24 protein-coding genes are annotated in these 22,939 nt (G+C 71.3%); 13 read left to right on the top strand and 11 right to left on the bottom strand.

Going from position 1 to position 22,939, the window contains the following annotated elements; translation table 11 throughout:
• Positions 1-24 precede the first annotated feature (24 nt).
• From EV382_RS18220 to EV382_RS18210, 3 genes are all read left to right on the top strand, one after another.
• Complete coding sequence (locus EV382_RS18220; RefSeq protein ID WP_130403506.1) at positions 25-912, top strand: hypothetical protein; 888 nt, start codon at positions 25-27, stop codon at positions 910-912.
• A gap of 119 nt (positions 913-1,031) precedes the next feature.
• Positions 1,032-1,334, top strand: a complete 303-nt coding sequence (locus EV382_RS18215) for a hypothetical protein (RefSeq protein WP_130403504.1) — start codon at positions 1,032-1,034, stop codon at positions 1,332-1,334.
• 46 nt (positions 1,335-1,380) lie between these two features.
• On the top strand, positions 1,381-1,875 hold the full coding sequence (locus EV382_RS18210) for a hypothetical protein (RefSeq protein WP_130403502.1): 495 nt from the start codon (positions 1,381-1,383) through the stop codon (positions 1,873-1,875).
• 74 nt (positions 1,876-1,949) lie between these two features.
• Here the strand turns inward: EV382_RS18210 and EV382_RS18205 are convergent, their stop codons facing one another.
• The 3 genes from EV382_RS18205 to EV382_RS18195 form a co-directional block, all read right to left on the bottom strand.
• On the bottom strand, positions 1,950-3,137 hold the full coding sequence (locus EV382_RS18205) for an NAD(P)/FAD-dependent oxidoreductase (RefSeq protein ID WP_130403500.1): 1,188 nt from the start codon (positions 3,135-3,137) through the stop codon (positions 1,950-1,952).
• Between the two features lie 82 nt (positions 3,138-3,219).
• The gene (locus EV382_RS18200; RefSeq protein ID WP_130403498.1) at positions 3,220-4,161 is read right to left on the bottom strand and encodes an RNA polymerase sigma-70 factor; all 942 of its coding nucleotides are present in this window, start codon (positions 4,159-4,161) and stop codon (positions 3,220-3,222) included.
• A gap of 33 nt (positions 4,162-4,194) precedes the next feature.
• Positions 4,195-4,953, bottom strand: a complete 759-nt coding sequence (locus EV382_RS18195; protein ID WP_244236747.1) for a hypothetical protein — start codon at positions 4,951-4,953, stop codon at positions 4,195-4,197.
• 102 nt (positions 4,954-5,055) lie between these two features.
• On the opposite strand from EV382_RS18195, the gene EV382_RS18190 reads away from it, so the two are divergent.
• A complete protein-coding gene (locus EV382_RS18190) occupies positions 5,056-5,649 on the top strand; it encodes an HD domain-containing protein (protein WP_130403496.1) in 594 nt (197 codons plus the stop codon).
• Positions 5,650-5,655: 6 nt separating this feature from the next.
• On the opposite strand, the gene EV382_RS18185 is transcribed toward EV382_RS18190, so the two are convergent.
• On the bottom strand, positions 5,656-6,102 hold the full coding sequence (locus tag EV382_RS18185) for a GNAT family N-acetyltransferase (RefSeq protein ID WP_130403494.1): 447 nt from the start codon (positions 6,100-6,102) through the stop codon (positions 5,656-5,658).
• 2 nt (positions 6,103-6,104) lie between these two features.
• On the bottom strand, positions 6,105-6,707 hold the full coding sequence (locus EV382_RS18180) for a TetR/AcrR family transcriptional regulator (protein WP_425271992.1): 603 nt from the start codon (positions 6,705-6,707) through the stop codon (positions 6,105-6,107).
• A gap of 142 nt (positions 6,708-6,849) precedes the next feature.
• Here EV382_RS18180 and EV382_RS18175 point away from each other — a divergent pair, with 142 nt between their 5' ends.
• From EV382_RS18175 to EV382_RS18160, 4 genes are all read left to right on the top strand, one after another.
• Positions 6,850-7,869, top strand: coding sequence for an aldo/keto reductase (locus tag EV382_RS18175; RefSeq protein WP_130403490.1), 1,020 nt, complete (start codon positions 6,850-6,852; stop codon positions 7,867-7,869).
• Between the two features lie 48 nt (positions 7,870-7,917).
• On the top strand, positions 7,918-8,472 hold the full coding sequence (locus tag EV382_RS18170) for a Uma2 family endonuclease (RefSeq protein WP_130403488.1): 555 nt from the start codon (positions 7,918-7,920) through the stop codon (positions 8,470-8,472).
• Positions 8,473-8,916: 444 nt separating this feature from the next.
• The gene (locus EV382_RS18165) at positions 8,917-9,186 is read left to right on the top strand and encodes a hypothetical protein (RefSeq protein WP_130403486.1); all 270 of its coding nucleotides are present in this window, start codon (positions 8,917-8,919) and stop codon (positions 9,184-9,186) included.
• Positions 9,186-10,223 carry a hypothetical protein gene (locus EV382_RS18160; RefSeq protein WP_130403484.1) on the top strand — a complete coding sequence of 346 codons (1,038 nt, stop codon included), beginning with the start codon at positions 9,186-9,188 and terminating at the stop codon, positions 10,221-10,223. Before EV382_RS18165 ends, EV382_RS18160 begins: the two co-directional genes overlap by 1 nt.
• A gap of 47 nt (positions 10,224-10,270) precedes the next feature.
• On the opposite strand, the gene EV382_RS18155 is transcribed toward EV382_RS18160, so the two are convergent.
• Entirely contained in the window at positions 10,271-10,801 is a 531-nt protein-coding gene (locus EV382_RS18155; RefSeq protein ID WP_130403482.1) for an SRPBCC family protein, read from the bottom strand.
• Entirely contained in the window at positions 10,802-11,113 is a 312-nt protein-coding gene (locus EV382_RS18150; protein WP_130403480.1) for an ArsR/SmtB family transcription factor, read from the bottom strand.
• 98 nt (positions 11,114-11,211) lie between these two features.
• Between EV382_RS18150 and EV382_RS18145 the strand changes: the two genes are divergently transcribed.
• Positions 11,212-12,141, top strand: coding sequence for an LLM class F420-dependent oxidoreductase (locus EV382_RS18145; protein ID WP_130403478.1), 930 nt, complete (start codon positions 11,212-11,214; stop codon positions 12,139-12,141).
• Between the two features lie 33 nt (positions 12,142-12,174).
• On the opposite strand, the gene EV382_RS18140 is transcribed toward EV382_RS18145, so the two are convergent.
• Positions 12,175-12,597, bottom strand: coding sequence for a hypothetical protein (locus EV382_RS18140; protein WP_130403476.1), 423 nt, complete (start codon positions 12,595-12,597; stop codon positions 12,175-12,177).
• A 119-nt stretch (positions 12,598-12,716) separates the two neighbouring features.
• Between EV382_RS18140 and EV382_RS18135 the strand changes: the two genes are divergently transcribed.
• Positions 12,717-13,469 (top strand): hypothetical protein, encoded by a 753-nt coding sequence (locus EV382_RS18135; RefSeq protein WP_130403474.1) that lies wholly within the window; start codon positions 12,717-12,719, stop codon positions 13,467-13,469.
• Entirely contained in the window at positions 13,466-14,749 is a 1,284-nt protein-coding gene (locus tag EV382_RS18130) for an FAD-binding protein (RefSeq protein ID WP_130403472.1), read from the top strand. The genes EV382_RS18135 and EV382_RS18130 overlap by 4 nt, the downstream gene beginning before the upstream one ends.
• A 51-nt stretch (positions 14,750-14,800) precedes the next feature.
• Here EV382_RS18130 and EV382_RS18125 read toward each other — a convergent pair whose 3' ends face one another.
• The 3 genes from EV382_RS18125 to EV382_RS32825 are packed head-to-tail and all read right to left on the bottom strand — an operon-like array spanning position 14,801 to position 17,521.
• A complete protein-coding gene (locus EV382_RS18125) occupies positions 14,801-15,931 on the bottom strand; it encodes a site-2 protease family protein (protein WP_130403470.1) in 1,131 nt (376 codons plus the stop codon).
• Positions 15,932-15,950: 19 nt separating this feature from the next.
• Positions 15,951-17,264: a 7-cyano-7-deazaguanine synthase gene (locus EV382_RS18120; protein ID WP_165435824.1), complete on the bottom strand. Its 1,314-nt coding sequence runs from the start codon at positions 17,262-17,264 to the stop codon at positions 15,951-15,953.
• Positions 17,261-17,521, bottom strand: coding sequence for a hypothetical protein (locus tag EV382_RS32825; protein WP_165435823.1), 261 nt, complete (start codon positions 17,519-17,521; stop codon positions 17,261-17,263). Before EV382_RS32825 ends, EV382_RS18120 begins: the two co-directional genes overlap by 4 nt.
• Here EV382_RS32825 and EV382_RS18115 point away from each other — a divergent pair.
• Both EV382_RS18115 and pglW read left to right on the top strand, forming a co-directional pair.
• Entirely contained in the window at positions 17,501-17,920 is a 420-nt protein-coding gene (locus tag EV382_RS18115; protein WP_130403466.1) for a hypothetical protein, read from the top strand. The genes EV382_RS32825 and EV382_RS18115 overlap by 21 nt on opposite strands.
• 275 nt (positions 17,921-18,195) lie before the next feature.
• Positions 18,196-22,326, top strand: a complete 4,131-nt coding sequence (gene pglW / locus EV382_RS18110; protein ID WP_130403464.1) for a BREX system serine/threonine kinase PglW — start codon at positions 18,196-18,198, stop codon at positions 22,324-22,326.
• Positions 22,327-22,939 lie beyond the last annotated feature (613 nt).

Here is a 22,939-nt window from a genome sequence, read left to right as displayed (position 1 = left end):
TCCGAGCACCGAGATGAGGACAGCATGACAACTCTGCGGGACATCACCAGGCGCGCCACCATCGTCACGACCGCTTTGATCGTCGGGCTGACCGCGTCGTACGCCCCGTCGCAGGCCGCCGAGGGGGAGGCCCGGACGACGATCACCGATCACCCCGGCGCACCGGGGACGATGCTTCAACAACTCGAGGACCTGACCGGCCGGCCCGTCGGCGACCTGGACAAGGTGCTGGCCGTCGACACCGGCGGACGGAACCTCACCGGCGAGCAGCTCGACGCGCTCGTCGCCGGCAAGGAGGTCGACGGCGTCAAGGTCGTCGGCACGATTCCGGGCAGCCGGGACGTCCTCGGCACGACCATGGCCGACCTCGCCGACGGGGCGTACGACGGCAGGGGTGACGGCGGGACGGCGACCTCCCTGCTCTTCGCCTCATCCACCCCGGACGGCCGGGAGTGGTGCCTGACCATGTGTGTCGCGTCGGGCAAGTCCATCTGGGAATGCCTACTGTCGCGCCGGACGGGCGAACTGATCCTCACCCTCGACTTCGCCGGCAGCACCACGCTGGGCGAGACGAAGGCCGCCTTCGAGAAAGCCAATGGCGTCGCCATCGACGGCCCGGACAGCGTGGAGACGCTGATCGGCGAGGGTGAGCCCTCGGAAGACGACATCAAGGCGCTCCTCGACGGCGAGGACGTCCCGTCGCTGCGCCGGGTGGCGACGCTGAACGGACCGGATCCCGGGTGGACGCTGGCCGACCTCGGCGGAAAGTCCGGCGACCCGCACGCGGAGATGAAACTGCGCATCGTGTGGTTCGACGTTCCGATCCTCGGCCGGGTCGCCGTGGTCTGCCGCTCGTACGACGACGGGAAGACCTGGAAGTGCACGGCCCAGCAATGGACCGGCTTCTGGTAGGCCACCGACAGTCCCGCTCCGCATCGACCTCACCGGCCGGCGCGGAGCGGGTCGATCGCCGGCGTTCATCCACAGGCGCGCCGCTGGCTTTCGCCGAGCGTGTCCCTGACACTCAGAACATGATCAGCAACGATCCTCGCGTTCCCTGGCCACCTCGCCTATCCCACCCGTCCGACACGTCGACACTGCCGCTCTACATGGTCATCTTCTTCGTCCTGGGGCTCGTGAGCTTCGCGGCCCACGGAATGGGCGACGGCGGGGAAGCCCTCATAATCGCGAGCATCGTCTCGGGAGTCTTCTTCACCTGCTTCCTGATCCTGTTCACCGTCTACTGGGTGGGGTACCTGCTGAAGGGGCACGCGATCTGGCTATCCGAGCGCGAGGCTGAGCCCGGTGGGCCGCCGGCGGGTCAACAGCCATAGCGCTGACCCTGTCGTGGCGATGTCGGCGACTGACACAATGTGATGCGTGGATGGGGAGCAGCGGGAGCGCGCCGTCTTCATTGCTGAAGCCGAGTTGCTCGAACAGCGGCACGACTCCTGGGCCTCACTTCAGCGGAGGCAAGCCGCGTTCTGGCAACGCTGGAACACCTTGACCACTGTCTCGTCGGCCGTCCTCGCCGGCGCTTCGGGGGCGGCCGGGCTGGCCTCCGCTGAGCTGGGCACGGCAGCTGCGATCGCGGCCCTGGTGGCCGCCGGCCTCGCCTCGGTAGCCAGCAGCTCCGGGGCCGCCAACCGCAGCGAAGCGGCGTTCACCTCCGCTGCGGCCAACCAGGCCCTGGCCGACCAGGCCAGGGCCTTCCGGACCATCTGGGCGCCACACCAACCGCTGACCGATGTGCGGGCCCGGTTTGCCGAGCTCTCCCAACAACGTGATCAGGCGGTCACCAGCGCGGCGTTGAAGTTGGGTAGGCGGACGTTGATGCGGTATCTCCAGAGGGACGCGCCCTCGGTCAGCGGGTGAGGAGACTGACGCCGCCCGTCCAGCTCGGCTCGCTGCCGGAGCGCCAGAGCACCAGAGCGCCGCTCGGCCACCTCTCAGGAGGCGGCCGAGCGGATCTCCGATCGGGTCGCGACGATGCGGTGGCGGCGGACCGGGTACAGCACCGGGTGCGCGATGCTCCAGGCCCCGCCCACGCACACGAACTCCTTGTAGCGGGCCGCCAGCTTCCCGGTGAGGCGGGCCGGCTTGGCCCGGTCGTCGGCGGTCACGTACTGGATGATGCCGTCGCGGCGGCCGAGGCTGATGCACTGGTTGAAGTAGCGCAGCGGGGCCTTCGGGAACTTCGTCTGGCCGGTCAGGCGCGCGGCGATGGCGTCGGCGGCCTGCCAGGCCATTGGGATGCCCGAGGCGCAGGACATCCGCAGTGGCTTGCCCCCCGGGCCTTCGGCGATCGCGGCGTCGCCCACCGCGTACACGTCGGGGTGCGAGACCGACCGCATGCTGTCGTCGACGACGATCTGCCCGGTGTCCGCGACCGCCAGGGTCGTGGCGGCGGCGATGGGGTGGACGGCGAAGCCGGTCGTCCAGACCGTCACCTGGGCTGGGATCTCCCGACCGTCGCGGGTGACCACGTTGGTCGCGTCGACCCGCGCGACGTCGGTGTGTTCGTGGACGGTGATGCCGAGCCGGTCGCAGACGCCGCGCAGGTGCTGCTGGGCCTTCCCGGTGAGCCAGTCACCGAGACCACCGCGGGCGGCGATCGCGACGTCGAGGTCCGGCCGGGCCTCCGCGATCTCGGTGACCGCTTCGAGACCGGTGAGGCCCCCGCCGACGACGAGCACGGTCCCGCCGGCCGCGAGGTGGGCGAGACGATCGCGCAACCGCAGCGCCGACGGCTGGCCGGCGATGTCGTACGCGTGCTCGGCGACCCCGGGAACGACGTGGTCCGCGGCGGTGCTGCCGAGGGCGTAGACGAGCGTGTCGTACGTGATCTCGTCGGTGCCGTGGTCGTCGATGAGCGCGACGGTCCTGCGGTCGGCGTCGACGGCGGTGACCCGCGCCAGTCGAACGTCGACGCCGGTGCCGGCGTAGATGTCGGTCAGCGGACGCCGCTTGAGGTCCTGCCCGGTGGCGACCTGGTGCATGCGGACCCGCTCGACGAAATCGGCGTCGGCGTTGACGACGGTGATCTCGGTGTCGTCAGGGTGCAGCCGCTTGGCGAGGCGACCGGCGGCGATGGCTCCGGCGTAGCCGGCTCCGAGGACGACGATGCGGTGCTTCATGGTGGCACTCCTGTCTCGGTTGTGGTCGCTTCCTGAACCGAGCAGCGACGCGATTCCTGACAGGAGTTGGCTATGACCTGGATCACCAGGTGTGGAAAGGTTCCCCGTGCTCGGAGGCGGACCACTGCCGGGTGGCGCGGTCGAGCTTGTCGGGGTTGACCTGGTTGTGGATCGCGGTGATGCCTTCGGGCGTCACCTCCAGCGACATCACGCCGACGACGCGGTCGTCGACCACGACCACCACCGCCGGAGCGCCGTTGACGGTGGCGACGTGCAGGGCGGGGTTGCCACCGAGCAGGTCCCGTTTGACGTCGGCGGGCGTCAGCTGGCCACGCAGGAACTTCGCCACCGGCAGTGCGCCGACGATCGGCGCCGTCCGGGCCGGGATCTTGCCGCCGCCGTCGGCGGTGCTCGTCGCGTTGTCGGTCAGCAACTCCACCAGCCGCTGGATCTCCCCGTTGTTCGCCGCGGTGAGGAACTCCGCGACGACCTTCCGGGCGGCGGCCAGGTCCACCTCCGTGCGGGCCCGCTCCGCGGTGACGTGCTGCTTGGCACGTCGGTACGTCTGCTGGCAGTTCGACTCGGTGATACCGAGGATCTCGGCGATTTCACCGTGCGAGTAGCCGAAGGCCTCCCGCAGCACGTACACGGCGCGCTCGTTCGGCGACAACCGCTCCAGCAGGGTGAGCACCGCCATCGAGACCGATTCGCGCTGCTCGGCGGTGTCCAGCGGGCCGAGCATCCGGTCCCCGGCGAGGACCGGTTCGGGCAGCCACGTGCCCACGTACGTCTCCCGCCTTGCCCGCGCCGAGGTCAGCTGGTTCAGGCACACGTTGGTGAGGACCTTCGTCAGCCACGCCTCGGGCGTCTCGACGTGCTCCCGGTCGGCGGCCTGCCAGCGGAGGAACGTGTCCTGGACGGCGTCCTCGGCGTCGCTGGCCGAGCCCAGCAGGCGATAGGCGATCGCCTCCAGGCGACCCCTGGAGTGCTCGAACAGCTCGACCTCGTCCGGACTGAGCGGCATGACTAGACAGTATCCAGGCGCACGGCGAACGGCTCAGAGCTGGCTCGCACTCGGGCGGGAAACCTGGCTCGGCTCCCGTCGACCCACGTAGAAGATCAGCCCGGCCAACAGCAGTACGAGCGCCAGCGGCACCAACACGGGCGCGAGGCCCCGCCAGACCGGCCACGTCGGCTCAGCCCATCCGTACGCCATCAGGCCCTGCCAGGTGTAAACGACGCCCGGGAGGAGGACGATCGTCACCAGCGTGCCAACCAGTCGGGGTACGGGTGGGCGTTGCCGTCCCACCAGCCAGAACAGCGCCGCTCCAGCCGCGGCGCCCAGGGCGGTGGCAGCGAGCGTGACGGTGACATAACCATCGGGCGCGGCTGGCGTGAAGCTCAGGATCGCCATGCTGTCCACCTGGGTGAGCGTGGCTGTCAGCCCGTCCCGCTCGGCCCGCCAGCCATCGCAGGGCGTGCCCGTCACCCGGTCACTGCCCTGCCAACCCAGCGCGGTGGCGTTGCGCTGCACCGATTCGGAGTGCCCGCAGGTGGCAGTGTCGCTGTAGTGGAATCTCGCGTACGCCGAGCCGAAGTCGTCGGGAGCCATCACCCCGTAGCGGTAGTGGTGGCCGACGTCCGACCCGACTGATTCGGTGCCGGGAAGCAGCTCCGCCGCCATGCCCTGTGCCTGGTCGACGTTGAATGGCGCGGTGCCGCGGCCGGCGTACCAGGAGCCGAGGCTCAGGCCGACCGTGCCGAACAGCACCGCACCGAGCAGGACCATCGCGACCGGCCGTAGGCGGTATCTCACCGGCGACTCCTTTGTCTGTGCGGAGGAGCGTAGCCAAAGCGATCGAGCTTTGGTGCCCGCAGAGAGGGGCCGCGAGCGTGGGGTGGTCGTACCCTTGCTGCGGTGACCCCCGACCCCCTGCGCCGTGCCCTCACCGCCCCCGCGGACCCGCCGCTGCGGCCCCTGCCCGACCAGGTCGTCGCCCTGCTGGAGGCCCTGCACGCGCCGCCGCGCCTCGCCGCGCACCTGCGGGCCGTGCACGACGTCGCCGCGCAGCTCAGCGGCGCGATGGCCGAGCGGTTCCCGCAGCTTTCGTTCGACCGGGAGGCGGTGCTCTTCGGCGCCGCCACCCACGACATCGGCAAGGTCCGGCACCCGGAGGAGCTGTCCGGGCCCGGGTCCGCGCACGAGCCCGCCGGCTACGAGCTGCTGCTCCAGCACGGCGTCGCCGAGTCGTCGGCCCGGTTCGCGCGGGACCACGCGTCCTGGCACCAGGACGGCATCGGCGTCGACGACCTGCTGGTCAGCGTGGCCGACAAGGTGTGGAAGGGGAAGCGGGTCACCGACCTGGAGGAGTTGCTCGTGGACCGGCTGGCCGACGCCACCGGCCGGGAGCGGTGGTCGGTCTTCCTCGACCTGGACGACATCCTCGACCGGATCGCCGCCGACGCGGACCGCCGGCTCGCCTTCCAGGCCACCCATCCGGTACGTGGGTGACGCTGGTCAGCGGCTCGCCGGTGTGCGGACCATGAACACGTCCACCGGATCCTCGCTGTCGAGGGCGAAACCGTGCCGCTCGTACAGCCGCCGGGCCGGGCTGCCCCGCAGCACGTTCAGCCGGACCAGCGTGCCGTCGCGGTCGCAGCGCTCCAGCAGCTCCCGCAGCACGGCCGTGCCGATGCCGCTGCCCTGACAGCGCGGGGCCAGGTAGAAGTGCTCCAGCCAGTGGGCGTCCCCGTCGGGCCGCAGCGCCACGCAGCCGGCGAACGCGCCGTCCACCTCGACGATCCAGGTGTACGCCGGCGCGAAGCCGTCGCGCAGGCGCTGCCGTACCCGTTGGTCGTCGTACCGCCCGAGCCGCTCCAGATCGGCCCGCAGCACCACGGCCCGTAGCTCGGCCACCGCCTCGACGTCCGCCATCGAGGCCGCCCGGATCGTCCAGTCCGCCATGATCAACAGGCTATCGGGGGCTCGGCGCTCTGGCGTTGGCGCAGCCCGGCGACGAGGAGTCCGACCAGGCGACGCGCGTCGTACCGGGGATCGCCGGCGCCGATGCAGAGATTGCCGACCCCGCGCAGCAACTCGAAGGCGGTCACGTCGGGACGGATCTCGCCTGCCGTGGCGGCGGCGTCGAGCAGTTGGGCGCACACCGGGACGAGGCGGTCCAGGAAGTAGGCGTGCAGCTTCTCGAAGGCGGCGTCGTCGGACTGTAGTGCCTCGGCGAGGCCGTGCTTGGTGGCCAGGAAGTCGACGAAGAGGTCGATCCACTGGGCGAGGGCGGCGTGCGCGCTGCTGCTGTCGGCCAGCAGTGCCGGGCCAGCCTCGGCGCACGCCTCGACCTGGTGCCGGTAGACGGCGACGATGAGGTCGGCGCGGGTCGGGAAGTGGCGGTAGATCGTGCCGACGCCGACACCGGCCCGGGCGGCGATGTCCCGGACGGGCGCGTCCACGCCGGAGGTGACGAAGGTCGAGGCGGCGGCGTCCAGCAGCGTCGCCTCGTTGCGCCGGGCGTCGGCCCGCTTCCGCGGGGTCGATCGTCCTGATCCGCTGTCGATGTCGGGCACCGCGCCGTTACCTCCGTCACTTGGCAAACGGAACGCTGTTCCGTATCGTTCTTAGCGGAACATGGTTCCACTTGCTCAGGATGCCAGAGCGGGTGGGCCAGTGCCACTTCAACCCTTCCGTGGAGGAACAGCCATGCAGTACCGCACTCTGGGGCGCACCGGCGTCCAGGTCAGCACCCTCGCACTGGGCGCGATGAACTTCGGCAAACTGGGGCACACCACCCAGGATGAGGCAACGGCGATCGTCGACGCCGCGCTCGACGCCGGAATCAACCTGATCGACACCGCCGACATGTACAGCCAGGGCGAGTCGGAGCAGATGGTGGGTAAGGCCATCGCCGGCCGCCGCGACGACATCGTGCTGGCCACCAAGGCCGGCATGCCGATGGGCGACGCGCGCCACCAGCGGGGCAGCTCGCGCCGCTGGCTGGTCACCGAACTGGACAACAGCCTGCGCCGCCTCAACGTCGACCACGTCGACCTCTACCAGATCCACCGGTGGGATCCGACCACCAGCGACGAGGAGACCCTGTCGGCGCTGACCGACCTGCAACGGGCCGGGAAGATCCGCTACTTCGGCGCCTCGACCTTCCCCGCGTACCGCCTCGTGCAGGCCGAGTGGGCCGCCCGGGAGCACCACCTGAGCCGGTACGTCACCGAGCAGCCCAGCTACTCGATCCTGCAACGGGGGATCGAGGCCCACGTCCTGCCGGTGACCGAGCAGTACGGGCTCGGTGTGCTCGCCTGGAGCCCGCTCGCCTCGGGCTGGCTCTCCGGCGCGATCCGGGCCGGCCGGGAGATCACCACCAGCCGTTCGGCGGTCCTGCCCGCCCGCTTCGACCTCAGCATCCCGGCCAATCAGGCCCGGCTCGACGCCGTCGAGCAGCTGGTCACCGTCGCCGACGAGGCGGGGCTCACCCTGATCCAGCTCGCCCTCGGCTTCGTCACCGCGCACCCCGCCGTGACCAGCGCCATCATCGGCCCCCGCACCATGGACCACCTGCACAGCCAACTCGCCGCCGCGGACACCGTCCTCCCCGCCGACGTGCTCGACGCGATCGACGCGATCGTCGCACCCGGCGTCGACCTCGCCGCAGGCGAGAAGTTCGACACCCCGCCGGCCCTGCTCGACCCGGCGCTGCGGCGTCGCTGAGCCGTCAGGTGCAGTGATCGACGCCGCTGGTCACCTAGGATGAGACTCATGAGCGCTGAGGCTGTCGGCATGCACATGCCCGCCGTTGTGACGCTCGACGACGTGGCGGCGATGAACGCCGCCGATCCGAACGGTCACCGCTACGAGACCAGCCCCGAGGGGGTTCTCTCGGTCATGCCGCCGCCCGATTCGGAACACGCCACGATCGCCAGTCGCCTCTTCGCCTGGCTGATCGTGGCGGGGTGGCCCGCCGAGCAGGTGCTTCAGGCAGTCGGTGTGCGCATCCCCGGACCGGACGGTGACGGTGGCCGCATTCCCGACCTGAGTGTCTGGCGTAAGCCGCCGTCGCGCAGCGTCTGGGCGGCGGTCTCCGACGTCGTGCTCGTCGTGGAGATCGTCTCGCCGGGCTCGGAGGCGATGGACTCGGTGACCAAGGTCCGCGAATACGCGTCGGCGGGGATCCCGCAGTACTGGGTGGTCGATCGGGACGGCGCGCAGACAGTCACGCTGCACCGGCTCAGCGGCGACGGCACCTACGAGGCGCGGGCACGCATGCCGCTGGCCTGGTTGCTCCAGACCGTCCCGGCCGACCACCTCGACTGAGTAGGCGTCGCGCCGCCTCACCGGGCGTTGTCGCAATTCGGACAAGACGGTAAAGCCCCTGGTAGAGCACTCTTGGGGCAGGTGGAGGTAGACGGGTGGCGGGCCACATCCCGATCCTCCGGACCGGTAGGGACAGTACCGTCCGCGCCGGTGCCGCCCTCACCCAGCCCGGCCTCGAAGCCGTGGCGGTCACGGCACAGCTGCCGTGCCGATCCCGCGTACGACAGGCCGTGGCTGCCACCGACACCCCTGCGGGCGCCAGCAGGGGTGCCTCCGCCCACCGGGACAGGGACGTCAGCACCGCCGACGGTCAGGCAACGCCGTCCGCCGGCCGTGCTGGTCGTCCCCGTGCCCCGCCGGCCTTTCGCACTGTGGACCCCGCCGGGGTCCGGCGTCGTCTGACCGCGCGCCGAGCCCAGGCGACCGAGCCAGAAAGGGCCCGACATGGCCGCTCCCACCGCGACCGCAGCCCTGAACGCATCCGTCTTCACGCCGGGTGACCAGATGCTGCTGACCGTCACCTACTCAGATGCCGACACCAAACCGCTGACCGTCACCATCGTGGTCACCGACGCGCAGGGCAACAGCAGCGCGCCGGTCAAGGTCACGGCGGTCATCGACCCGCTCACCGTGACCGTCACCGACAACTCCGGACGGACCTGGACCCGGGTCTCCGACAACGGCTCCGTGGCCGTGTATCGGTCGGTGGCGTGATGCCCCGGGTCACCGTCCAGGTCCGTGATGCCGCCGGCAACACCACGACGGCCGCCGCCGACTACAGCCTGGGTCAACCCGTGCTCGGCGGCTACTACCTCTCCGGGGGCGCCGACCCGACCGCCGACATGGCCGGCGGCAACTTCCGGTCCCTCACCCAGTACCGCAGCCTCGCCGACGGTTACGTCTTCCCCGGCTACAACCGGCCCTGGCTGGTCAGCCTGGGCAGGGCCGGGGTGCAGATGAACATGGTCCTGGAGTTGAAGCACTACGGTGCGTCGAGCTACGGGACGCAGAGCTTCGCGGTGGACGGCACCACCTACACCGTGCCCGCACCGACCATGACCATCCAGCAGCGACCCGGGACCACCTGGCCGAGGGCGTACGGATACGGACAGGTGCTCAAGGGGCAGTGCGACGGGTTGCTGGCCCGCGCGCTGTCGCAGTACCGCACGCTCGGCTTCGGGGTGAACATCCAACTCGCCTCGGAGTTGGACACGGACCACGAGTTCGGCACCACCGAGGACGGCAAGGCGTACAGCTGGGCCGAGTCGGACGCTCGGGCGGTGCAGGCGATGAACTACATCCTGACGTGGTTCAAGGCACGGACGCTGCCGGCCGGGACGACCTTCTCGGTGGGGCTGGGCGGCTTCGACCGAGCCTGTTTCCAGCGCACCCACCCGGAGTCGCTGATGTCGCGCCTCGACTACCTCCAGTGGAACGCGTACGCCACCAACGCCAGCCACACCGCGCTGGCCCGGTTCCGTCGTACCAAGGACTGGGCGGTGGCGGATCTCGGCCCGGTGGCGCTGTCCCGGCCCGTGATCATCGCCGAGTGGGGAGTCAGGGTGGCCGAGATCCCGAACCAGGCGGCCTGGATCGCCACCGTGCCGGCGGCCATCGCCCAGCTCAACGCCGAGCGTGGACCACGGATCGTGCGCACCAACTACTTCAACTCCGGGTGGGGCACCCTGACGCCGAAGGCGGCCGGGTTGACCGCGCTCCGCGAGGCGTACGCCAAGCGGCCGTACGTCTGACCGGGTTCCGGCGGCTTCGGGCTCCGAGGCCGCCGGGACCGCACCGGTCAGCCCGGGCCGAGCCGTTCGGCGTACGCGTCGCGCAGCTCGGGCCAGCCGAAGTCCTTGGCCTCCGCGCCGCGGATCGGGCCGACCGGATCGCCGTCGAGCAGCCGGTCGGCCACGTCGAGGCAGAGGTGCCAGCCGGCCGCGACCATCGGCAGCATGCCCCGGTCGGCGACGGTGTGCCGCAGGGTGAGCCGGGTGCCGTTGCCCAGCGGGCTCAGCTCCCAGCGCAGCAGGTCGTCGCCCCAGGTGTACTCCAGCAGGTGCGGCGGCTCGGCCCGGCGTACCGTCGCCGGATCCTCCTGGGTGGTCTCGCCGTCGACGAGGGTGAGCACGACGGCACCGGCGTTGCCGAGATCGCGGTCGGCGAGGAACGGCGCCCACTGTGCGAGCTGGGCCGGATCGGTCAGGGCCGCCCAGACGGTGGCTGGCGGATGCCGCAGGTCGCGGACGAAGACCAGCGTCGCGCCGGCGTCGGCCGGCTCGGCGTGCACGTCGGCGGGTGGGCTCGGGCGAAACGCGTCGCGGTCCATTCACTGCTCCTGACTGTCGAGGTGCCGTTCCAGGGCGTCCAGGTGTCGGGCCCAGAGTCGCCGGTACGGGTCGAGCCAGCCGTCGACGTCCCGCAACGGGCCGGGGTCGAGGCGGTAGATCCGCTGACGGGCGGCCGTCCGGCAGGTGACGAATCCGGCGTCGCGAAGCACCCGTAGGTGTTTGGAGACGGCCGGCTGGCTGACCCCGAGCCCGTCGACCAGCTCGCCCACGCTGCGTTCGGCGTCGCGGAGCTGATCGAGGATCCGGCGCCGGGTGGGCTCGGCAAGGACGGCGAAGGCGTCGGTGGACACCAACCTAACATGCCTCGTTATTCATATGACTGTCAAGGCATGTGTCTGGGGTGTCCATCCCGAGGCGGGGACACCGATCGGCTCCCTATGCTCGGATCATGGAACTTCGGATCTTCACCGAGCCCCAGCAGGGCGCAAGCTACGACCAACTGCTCGCGGTCGCCCGCTGCGCCGAAGACGCTGGCTACGGCGCGTTCTTCCGGTCCGACCACTACCTGGTGATGGGTGACGTGAGCGGCGAACCGGGCCCCACCGACGCGTGGACCACCCTCGCCGGTCTAGCCCGGGACACCAGTCGGATCCGGCTCGGCACCCTGATGACCGCCGCCACCTTCCGGCTGCCCGGCCCGCTGGCGATCACCGTGGCGCAGGTCGACCAGATGAGCGGCGGCCGGGTGGAGCTGGGCATCGGCACCGGCTGGTACGCCGAGGAGCACAGCGCGTACGGCATGCCGTTCCCGCCGCTCGCCGAGCGGTTCGACCGGCTGGAGGAGCAACTCGCCGTCATCACCGGGCTGTGGTCCACCCCGGCGGGGGAGCGGTTCGACCATGACGGCCGGTACTACCCGGTCCGGAACTCGCCCGCCCTGCCCAAGCCGGTGCAGCGGCCGCGCCCACCGATCCTGCTCGGCGGGACGGGCCCGAAGCGCACCCCTCGGCTGGCCGCCCGCTACGCCGACGAGTTCAACCTACCGTTCGCCTCGGTGCCGGACACAGCCGCGCAGTTCGACCGGGTCCGCGCGGCCTGCGCCGAGATCGACCGGAACCCGGCCGAGATGGTCTGGTCCAACGCGCTGGTGCTCTGCTGCGGGCGCGACGACGCCGAGGTGGCGCGCCGCGCCGCCGCCATCGGCCGCGACCCGGACGAGTTGCGGGCCAACGGCCTGGCCGGCACGCCCGCCGAGGTGCTGGACACCATCGGCCGGTACGCGGAGATCGGCAGTCAGCGGCTCTACCTCCAGGTGTTGGACCTCAGCGACCTGGAGCACCTGGAGTTGGTCGCCAGCGAGGTGATGGCGAAGCTCTGAGTCGGCCGGGTGGCCCGGGGACGCCACCGCCGGTCAGGCCCGGTGGGCGCCCGTCGCGACCGCGTTCGGGTCGCCCAGCACGGTGTCCAGCCGCCCGTCGTGGTCACTGTCCACATAGGTGATGTCCGGGATCCCGTCGCCGTCCACGTCGATCTGGACGACGTCGGCGACACCGTCACCGTCGAGGTCGGTGACCACCTCCACCGAGCCGTCCAGGTGGCGGGTCACGATCGACTGTGTGCCGGGGGCGCGTGGTGGCGGGCCGGGCGCCGGCACCGGTGTCGGGGCCGGCGCGGGTGCCGGGGTGGGGCGAGGGCCGGGCGTCGGCGACGGGTGGCTCGGCGATCCGCCCGCCGGCGGCGCGCTGGCCTGCTCGATTCCGGTGCCGGTCGGGTCCAGCTCCTCCTCGGAGGGGAAGACGTCACCTCGTGCGGCCGGATCACGGTAGCTGCTCATGGGCGTAGGGTTCCCCGACGATGACGAGAACAACCGTGCCCGATCGACCGGTGTCCTCGGTGCCCGGTTTGGCGGAAGATGCGGGGACCGACGCCACGGTCATGAACGGGGGATCGAGCGTGGAACTGCGCCGGAGTCGGGGCGCCCGGGTGCTCGCCCTGGTCTGCGTACTCGGTGGAGCGCTCTTGTTGGTTTATCCCAGCGACGGCGCCCTGCTACGGACGATCATCGCGGTGGGGGCGATCGCGCTCGGCGTGGTGGCGCTGCTCAGCGCGTTGCGTCCGTTCCGGTTCGGGATCGGCGCCGACGGGCTCACCGTCCGACGGCCCGGCCTGCGCCGGGACATCCGGTGGGCCGAGGTCGGCGCGCTGGTCCTCGACGAGCCGCCCCGGCGCGACGGCCATCCGGAGCCGCCGCGACTGCTGCTGGTGCCCGCGCCAGGTGTGACGATTGAGCCGGCGACCGCCCGCCATCCGCTCGACGGCCGACCCGCCATCGAGTTGCTCGTCCTCGACCAGGTCCGTGAGCAGCCCGAGCAGGTGTCGGCCGCGCTCACCCGCTACGCCGGAGACCGCTTCGTCGACCTGCTCGCGCAGCGTCGCGCCGCCTTCGACCCCCCGGACCTCCCGGTCGGCCTGCGCGGCTACCAGATGGACCGGGTCGACCGGTTGATCCGACGCGGCCAGGACGCCCTGCTGTCCGGGGACCCGTCGGCCCGGCAGGCGGCCCGGGGGGAGATCGAACGCGCGAGCGCGGCCGGCCTGCCGCTGGCCCAGCGTGGCTACCACCCGCTCCAGGCGGATACGGTTCTGGACGCCCTCGTCGCCGCGTTGGCCGACCAGCAGACCACCGATCGGGAGACCGCCACATGACCGCGCAGGGACCGCACACCGCGTCGAACGCCGACGTTCCGCGCCGCAACTGGGCCGGCAACGTGCGGTACGCCGCGAAGGCGTTCCACCGGCCCACCTCCGTCGACGACCTGCGCCGGCTCGTCGCCGGCAGCCCCCGGATCCGGGCGGTGGGCAGCGGGCACTCCTTCAACCGGTTCGGCGACACCGACGGTGACCTGGTCAGCCTCGCCGGGCTGCCCCCGGTGGTCGAGGTGGACCACGAGCGGCGGCAGGTCACCGTGAGCGGCGCGCTGCGCTACGGCGACGTCGCCCAACAGCTGCACACCCAGGGGTACGCGCTGGCCAACCTCGCCTCGCTCCCGCACATCTCGGTGGCCGGCGCGGTGGCCACCGCCACCCACGGCTCCGGCCAGACCCACGGCAACCTGGCCAGCGCGGTCGCCGGCCTGGAGTTGGTCACCGCCGACGGCGATCTGCTCCGGGTCGACCGTGACACCGACACGTTCGCCGGCATGGTGGTCGGGCTCGGCGCGCTCGGCGTGGTCACCCGCGTCACCCTGGACATCGTGCCGACCTTCGCGGTGCGCCAGTACGTCCGCCTCGACCTCGACCGGGCGGCGCTGGACGAGGCGCTCGGCTCGGCGTACAGCGTCAGTGTCTTCACCGACTTCCGTAGCCCCCGGCTGCGTGAGGTCTGGCGTAAGCAGGTGGCGGACCAGGCCCCGCCGTCGGCGGAGTGGCTGGGCACCACCGCCGCCGACCAGCCCCGGCACCCGGTGCTCGGGATGCCGGCGGAGAACAGCACCCCGCAGCTGGGCGAGCCGGGCCCGTGGCACGAGCGGCTACCGCACTTCAAGCTCGGCTTCACCCCGAGCAGCGGCGACGAGTTGCAGTCCGAGTACCACGTCGCGCGGTCGGCCGCGGCGGACGCGCTCGCCGCGCTGGACGACCTGGCGGACCTGATCGCCCCGGTGCTGCTGGTGTCGGAGCTGCGGACCGTGGCGGCCGACGAGCTGTGGCTCAGCCCGAACTACCGGCGGGACAGCTTCGTGCTGCACTTCACCTGGGTCGAGGACACTGCGGCGGTGCTGCCGGTGGTGGCCGCCGTGGAGGAGCGCCTGGCGCCCTTCGCGCCCCGCCCGCACTGGGGCAAGGTCTTCGTCACCGACCCGGCCGCGCTGTCCACCCGCTACCCGAAGTACGTCGACTTCACCACCCTCCTAACCCGGCTCGATCCCACCGGGAAGTTCCGCACCGACCTGCTGAACCACTACTTCCCCCGCCCCCTCTCCGGTTGATCATGAGGTTAGCGGTGCGAGACGCCCGTTTTGGTGCCGCTAACCTCATGATCAGCGGGAGCGGGCGAGGGTGCTGCGTTGGACGGCTCGGCTGATGTCGCTGGGGGAGACGATGCCGGTCAGGTGGCCGTCGTCGGTCACCACCAGGGCGCGGCCGTCGGCGCACTCGCTGAGCCGGGGGAGCAGGTCGTTGAGCTGTTCACCGGGCTGGGCCAGCACCAGATCGTCGGCACGGCAGGCCACCTCGGCCAGGGTGGTCGATGCCCGCCGCTCGGGCGGTACGCCCCGCACCCGGTCGACGGTGACCAGGCCGGTCGGCCGGCCGTCCTCGGTCAGCGGCAGCGCCGAATGCCGGTACGCGAACAGGTAGTGGTCGACGAAGTCCGCGACCGTCATCTCCGCTGAGGCGGTCTGCGGCTGCGGGGTCATCACATCACCGACCCGGATTCCGCGCAGCGCGGTGCCGGTGCGGGCCTGCCGCTCCTCCATGCCGGCCGCGCCGATCAGGAACCAGCCGATCAGCGCCAGCCAGAGCCCGCCGAAGCCGACCCCGGACAGGAACTGCCACAGCCCCAGGCCGATCAGCAGCACACCCAGCACCCAGCCGGCCCGGGCAGCGACCACGGATGCCCTGGTCCGGTCACCGGTGGCCTTCCAGACCGCCGCCCGCAGCAACCGGCCACCGTCCAGGGGCGCGGCCGGCAGCACGTTAAAGATGGCCAGCAGCACGTTGATCCCCGCCAGCCAGGCCACGGCCCCGAACAGCAGCCCGCCCTGCCCGGTCAGCGCGAGCAGCGCCGCGATGGCACCGAAGAACGCCCCGATCAGCAGGCTGACCAGCGGGCCGACGCCCGCGATCCGCAACTCCGCGCCCGGGTCACGCGGCTCGCCGCGCAACTCGGCGACGCCGCCGAACAGCCACAGCGTGATGCCGTCGACCGTCAACCCGTTGCGCTTGGCCACCACCGCGTGCGACACCTCGTGGGCGAGCAGGCCGACGAGGAAGACCACCGCCGCGGCCAGCCCGGCGAGGGCGTACGCCACCGGCGAGTGGTCGGGGTACGAGCGGGGAAACTGGTTGGCGGCCAACCCCCACGCGATCAGCGCGAAGATGACCAGCACGCTCCAGTTGACGCCGACCGGTACTCCCGCGACCCGGCCAAGCCGGAAACTGGCCCTCATCCCCGGCTCATACCCCTACTCAGCCTGCCCATGCCAGTCGACGAGGCGACGTCTCGGTCGGTGTGATCGGTCGGCCATGCCAAGCGAACATCTGCCCAAGTTCCGTCCGACCGCGCTCCACCACGTCGAGCAGGGGACCAGGGCCGACGGTGTCCGGCAGCGGAGTGTCGGTGGTCAGGTCTCGAACGGAGATGGGGCGGCACAACCACTGGTGCAGTGCCCGTCGATCGACGGCAGCCTTCTCCCGGTCGCCGAGCATCCACACATCCGTCTTGTACGGGGTGCTGTCGCTTCCGAGCGCGGTAAGGAGACCAGAATGGCGTACCAGACAGGGGTAACAGGTCCCGCAGTGGTAGTGCTCGGCACCCGGTCGATCCCGTGGTGGGCGCCCACAGCTGATGGTGGCATGGGTGAGCGTCGCCGGGGCCAGACCGGCGTCCAGGGCCTGCTGGCAGACCTCTCCCTTGGTGAGGTGCAGGTACGGGTTGATGACGGTCACCCCGCCGCCGAGAGCGTCGATCAACGAGTTGAGCGGGTGCAGTGTCCCAGGATGTACAGATTTCGTGGAGCAGGCGGCTACCCGGGCCGGTGTGAGCGGGGGATTGACGGCAAGCTGCCCGTTCTCCGGTACGACCACCTGTGGCACCCCGTGGGCGGCGGCGAGGTAGATGGCGGTGGTGAGATAGAGCAGCCCGCGGGTACGCGCAGATTTTTCCAGCTTCCTGGTGAGACGGACCTGCTGCGACGCCTTGAGTTGCTCGATGTCGCGACGGGCCGAGCTCTCGATCGCGTTGAGAGTCTGGTCCTGCTGGCTGCCCCACTGAGGTTCGAAGTAGGAGACGAGCAGCAGGGGGCCGGCCGTGACCTTGGCACGCTCTGCCGCCCACGCGGTGGAATCGAGGCCTCCGGAGAACAGGGCTACCTCTCCCACATCGGCGTAGATGGTCCGTCCCTGCTGGGGCCACCGCTGCCCGCCGACCCGGACGTTGATCGTCCATTGATCCGCGCTTAACGTCTCCGCGAGGTGGGACAGCAGCCGCAGCGTCGGCGGGCTCCAGACGGAGGGGTCGACCACCTCCACGGACAGGTCGATCCTTCGGGTCCAGCCGTCGACCGCGTACTCGCGCAGCGACAGCTTGTCGGCCAGGTACACGGCTCGGGCGATCTGCAGCAGGTCCTGGGCCCAGTCCGGGCGGTCCTGGGGTACCTCGGCCAATTTCTGCAACCGCTCGTCGGCGTGCTCCAGCAGCGGCCATCCAATGGCCTCCCGCTTCCTATCGGTGGAAACGCCGCCCCGGGCTGCGTAGTGATACGCGAAGCTGGCCCGGCTCACGCCGCCAACTCCAGTCCGCTGTCGCCGAGCCCGAGGGCCTGAGTCACCGTGGTCGTCAGCAGGTCCCTGGCGACGTCGGCGAGCCGTGGCGGCTCCGGCCCACGTTTGACCGCCTCGGCGCAGGGGTTGGGCAGCACCTTGACGACCTGATTGGCAACGAAACCAGCCACCACATCGGTCGGGTCGAGGATGGCCAGTGCCGGTACGGCGATCTTGATGTTCTCCGCGATGAGGATGTGTACGAATTCGCCGACCACCTCACCGAAGAACGCCCGATACAACGCGCAGAACAGCTCGCCGGTGATCGGTCTTGGACGGCCAGGATCGGCGAGCGGTCCTTCCTGCGTCACGAGGCGTTCCGCGACGCGTCGGGCGGCCCGGCGGACGGCAGCGTCCACGATGAGTTGGCCATCGCCGGCGACCTGCCCGACGAACCGCCGGACGAACTCGTCGGCGTCATCCTGCGCGGCCAAGTCCCCCACCAGCGGGAGATCCGCTCGCCCGAGGCCATCGAGCAGCTCGATCAGCCGTCCGCCGGCCTGCTCCGCTGCCGCACGGATGCCGAACGCCTCCGGATCTGCGTTCAGGGCGTCTCGCAACGCTCGCTGGTACTGGGCCGCGATCGCCTCGGCGCGCTGCTGGTCATGCTCGAGTAGTTGATCGGGTCGGCTGGTGGCGTCCGGTGTCCAGGTGCCCAGCCGGCCTTTGGCAGCGGTCCAGCTGCCGTTCTTTGGACCTGGTAGACGCGTCGAGGTGCCCATGCCGACCTCCCGAGGGGATGGGAAGGACGTCGAGCAAAGTCTATTGATACCCAGCGTGTTTGGCCAGATGCACTACGTACGCGAGTGGTGGTCTCCGCTGATCAAGCGGCGAAACGGTAAAGTGCGCAGCCTGAGCCGGAACATGACGGCCGGGGCGGAAGGGTCGGCGCATGCGGGAGGATTCACCGCGCTGGGAGCAGATCAACTCCAGCTCGTACATCTGGGAGCAGGACGGCCTGCGCGAGCTGGCCGGCTACCTTCCCGACGCTGACCCGTACCACGTCTGGACGAACGTCGAGTTCGTCGGCGCCGACGGCTCGATCAACGAGGTCGACGCCCTGGTGTTGACCCCGAGCGGGCTCTACGTGCTGGAGTTGAAGCACTGGCAGGGCGAGATTCGCGGTGACGGCACCCAGTGGCTGCGCCGAGCCCCGAACTCCCGGCTCATCCCCGAGGACAACCCTTACATCCTGGCCAACCGGAAAGCGAAGCGGCTGGCCAGCCTGATCCGGTACTACGCGAAGCAACACGGACGGCAACGCGAGACGCCCTACGTCGGGGCCGCCGTATTCCTCCACGCGAGAGCGATGCGGGCCGACCTCGATGAGATCGGCAGCCAACACATCTACGGGCTGGAGCAACACGACTCCGGTCTGCCCGGTCTGAAGAAGCTGCTCCTGGCCCTGCCGCGGAACCCTGATCATCTGGTGGACGAGGCGCGCGGCCGGGAGATCGTCGAGCTGGTGCGCGGCGCGAAGATCCGGCCGTCCGTGGCCGACCGCAAGGTCGGTCAACTGCTGCTGCACCCGAAGCCGTTCGCCGAAGGGCTCGGCTGGCAGGACTTCCTCGCCGGACACGCGCTGGACACCTCGCTGGTGCGTCGGGTGCGGTTCTACCTGACCAGCCGGGCCGCTGAGCATGAGGTTCCGGCGATCCGCAGGGCGGCGGAGCGGGAGTTCCGCCTGCTGCAGGGCATTCACCACCCCGGGGTGGCGCGGGCGCACGACCTGGTCGAGCATTCGTGGGGCCCGGCGGTCATCTTTGACCACCAGGAGGAGTGGGTACGCCTCGACCAGTGGCTGCTGCGCCGCGGCGACGCGTTGACCCTGGCCCAGCGACTGCAGTTGGTGCAGGATCTCGCCGAGATCATCGACTATGCGCACTCCCGCCGGCTGGCCCACCGGGCGCTTTCGCCCCGGGCGATCTACGTCGGTAACCCGGACGGGTCGCGCCCGACGCTGGTGGTCACCGACTGGCAGACCGGCGGCCGGTTGGCTGGCACTACCCAGTTCACCCGGCTCGGCCCGTCGAGCGACCCGGCCAGCCTGGAGCTGTTCTTCGATGACGAGGTCCGCCGCTACCAGGCGCCGGAGGCGGAGAACGCCACCCGGCTGCCAGGCCACCAGCTCGACGTGTTCTCCCTCGGCGCGCTGGCGTACCGGATCTTCGCCGGGGCGGTGCCGGCCGCCACGCCGGAGGAACTCGTCAACGCGGTACGCGACAGCGGCCTGCACCTCGATGCTGCGGTCGACGGCATGCCGCACACGCTGGTCACCCTGGTCTACGACGCGACCCGAGGCGATCCGGCGCAACGGCTGCCCAGCGTCTCCCGGTTCCACAAGGACCTGGAGAAGGTCTGGGAGGAGCTGACCGCGCCTGAGCCCGAGCCGGTCGCCGACCCGCTCTCCGCTCACCGAGGTGACGTGCTCGACGGCGGCCTGGAGGTGAAGGACCGGCTTGGCTCCGGCGCCACCGCCGTCGCCTTCCTGGTCACTCACGACGGGGAGTCGCGTGACCTGGTGCTGAAGGTCGCCCGCGACGAGCAGCACGAGGAACGGCTGACGGCGGAGGCACGTACCCTCGCGCGGTTGAAGCACCCCCAGGTGGCCGCGCTGGTCAAGGGTCCGGTCCGGGTCGGCGGCCGGACCGCGCTGCTGATGGAGAGCGCCGGATCGCGGACCCTCGCCGAGGAGCTGCGCGGCGGCCGACTGGCGCTGGACCTGCTGGAGCGGTACGGCCGGGACCTGCTCGACATCGTCAACTACCTGGACGGCCAGGGCATCTGGCACCGTGACCTGAAGCCGGCGAACCTGGCGGCCCGGCCCCGGCCGAAGGACAAGCAGCCGCACCTGTGCGTCTTCGACTTCTCGCTCTCGTCCGCCCCCGCCGACCAGCTCGGCGCGGGCACCGTCGGCTACCTCGATCCGTTCCTCGGTCCGCCGCGCCGGCTGCGCTACGACGCGGCGGCCGAGCGGTTCGCGGCGGCCGTCGTGCTCTACGAGATGGCGACCGGCGTGCTGCCCCGGTGGGGTGACAACGCCAACCCGGCCGTGGTCAGCGACGAGGTGGCCCTCGACCCGGCGGTGTTCGACCCGGCGGTCGCCGATCGGCTGGTGGAGTTCTTCGGCCGGGCGTTGGCGAGGGACGCGGCGGCGCGCTTCGACACGGTCGACGAGATGACCGACGCCTGGCGGGCCATCTTCCAGCAGATCCCGCAGCCGGCGGTGACCCCGGTCGGCCCGGTGCCGGCGGCGGTGGGGCTGACTCGTGAGTCGCCGTTGGAGGTCACCGAGCTGACCGCCCGGGCCCGCTCGGCGTTGGAACGGCTCGGCCTGCACACCGTCGGCGAGCTGCTGGACGCGGAACCGTCGGCGTTGACCCGAGCCAAGGGAGTGCCGGACGCCACCCGCAAGGAGATCCTCGCCCAGGCGAGGGCGCTGCGCGCCGTGCTGCCAGGCGGCAGCGAGTCGGCCGCCGTCGAGGAGCAACCGCTGGCGCAGGGCGTGGAGGCGCTCTGCGCGACCCTGCTTCCCGCCGCGACCTCCCGCAACCACCGGACCCTCGCCGTGCTACTTGGGCAGACGCCCACCGACGACGGTGAGTTCCTGTGCTGGCCGGCGCAGAGCGAAGCGGCCCGGGCCACCGGCCGGAGCCAGCCGCAGATCTCCAAGCTTCTCGCTGCCCAGGCCAGGAACTGGCTGGGGGAGCCGGCACTGGAGGCGGTGCGCAACGAGATCGTGGCGCTGCTCGACGCTCGCGGCGGGGTGATGTCCGCCGAGGAGTTGGCCCAGGCGCTGATCGCCGCCCGCGGCTCCTACACCCCCGAGCCGAAGCGGCTGCCACAGGCGATCGGGCTCGTCCGCGCCGCCGTCGAGGCCGAGCTGAGCACCGGCGGGGACGCCAGGGTGGCCATTCACCGGCTCCGCACCTCCGGCACCGTCCTGATCGGCCGGGAACCGGACGATCCGGCGTCCGACGTCACCGCCGCCGACTTCCTCGGGTACGTGGTGGAGCTGGGCGGCCGGGCCGTCGAGCTGGCTGGTGCCGATCCGCTGCCGACCCGGCAACGTGCCGTCGAGGAACTGCGCCGGCTGCCCGTGCCGGCCGGGATGCCGGCCGTGGCCGACCTGCGGCTGTTGCAGCTCGCGGCAGCCGCCCGCAACGATCGGGTCGACGTCAACGCGCAGGGGCAGCTCTACCCGGTGGGAATGCCGGCGGAGCGGGCGCTGCGGCTGTCGGTGGGCAGCCTGATCGGGCAGCGGCTCAGCGAGGAGCAGATCCGCGACCGGGTGCGGAGCCGCTTCCCCAGCGCGGAGCGGCTGCCGAAGCGGCCCGCGCTGAACGAGATGCTCGCTGCGGCTGAGATTCCGCTGACCTGGCACCCGCACGACCGGGTGTACGGGCCGGCGACCACGGCGGCGTCGGTGACCGGTACCCGGATGGCCACCACCCACGCACCGCTGCTCGGGCTCACCGCAGCCGACGAGGTGGGAGACAAGCTCACCGCTGCCATCGAGCGGCGGGCCTTCCTCGCGGTGCTGGCGCCGCTGCGCCGGCTCGGGCCAGCCCGGCGGGCGCTGCTGGCCCGGCTGCCGCTGACCGAGGTGGACGTCACCGCGATCCTGCTGGACCGGCTGCGTGCGCTGGGCTTCCCGTGGGAGGCGATCGTGGCGGCCGACAACGGCTCCGCGCTGGACGCGGACTTCCGCAGCCTGGTGGACCTGGTCCGGCACCAGGTGGTGCCGGCGGTCAGCACGGCGATTGCCGCCGCCGACGGGCCGGTACTCATCACCGAGGCGGCACCACTGGCCCGGTACGGGCAGCTCGGACTGCTCCAGGAGCTGGCCGACCCGACCCGGTCCCGGCCGGCGGCGCGGATGCTGCTGGTGCCGGCGCGCCGCCCCGAGCCGGCGGTGCTGGACGGGGTGCAGTTGCCGCTGACATCCCCGGCCAGCCAGTCGCTGTGGCTCGCCGAAGACTGGCTAGAGTCGTCGGGCCGGGCGCCATCAGCGACGGGTTGAGCGGGGGAGACTCCCGTAGCGGTGCCGCTCGCCGGTCGGCTGGCCGCGCCCGGTACGGGGTGCCAGGAGCGGTGATCCAGCGAAGGAGTTGAATCGTGGCGAAGCTCGCGTTGACGCCGGCTGAGGCCGCGCTCTACGAGCTTGTCGGCTCCCGGACTTTCCTGCGCGCGCGCCAGGTGCTTGAGCGCGGGGAGTTGCTGGACGTGCGGTGGGATCCGGAAGCCGGCCAGGCTAACGGTCGGCTCGGCAGCGGACCCGGGCTGGTGGCGGCGACGGTAGAGCTGGCCGCCGACGGCACGGTCGAGGCGTTGAAGGGCACCTGTACGTGCGGGCACGCCAGCTGTGCCCACCCAACCGCGCTGGTGCTTTCAACGCTCTCCACGGCCACGCCCCGGAAATCTCGCCCGGCGCGGTCGGCGGCGAGCTGGGAGCGGGCGGTCTTCGCGTTGGTCCGGGACATCGCACCGCCGCAGGCCGTGGTGGAGTCGGAGCCGCCGGGTCTCGGCCTGCAGTTCGACGTCGTCTCCCAGGGCTCGGATGACGCGGCGGGTTTTCAGGTCGAGCTGCGGCCGGTGCTGCCGGGCCGCACCGGCTGGGTGCGGTCCGGGATCAG

Source organism: Micromonospora violae (assembly GCF_004217135.1).
GTDB classification, from domain to species: domain Bacteria; phylum Actinomycetota; class Actinomycetes; order Mycobacteriales; family Micromonosporaceae; genus Micromonospora; species Micromonospora violae.
The sequence above is the reverse complement of the archived record's forward strand: the minus strand, read 5'-3'. Positions and strand labels throughout refer to the sequence as shown.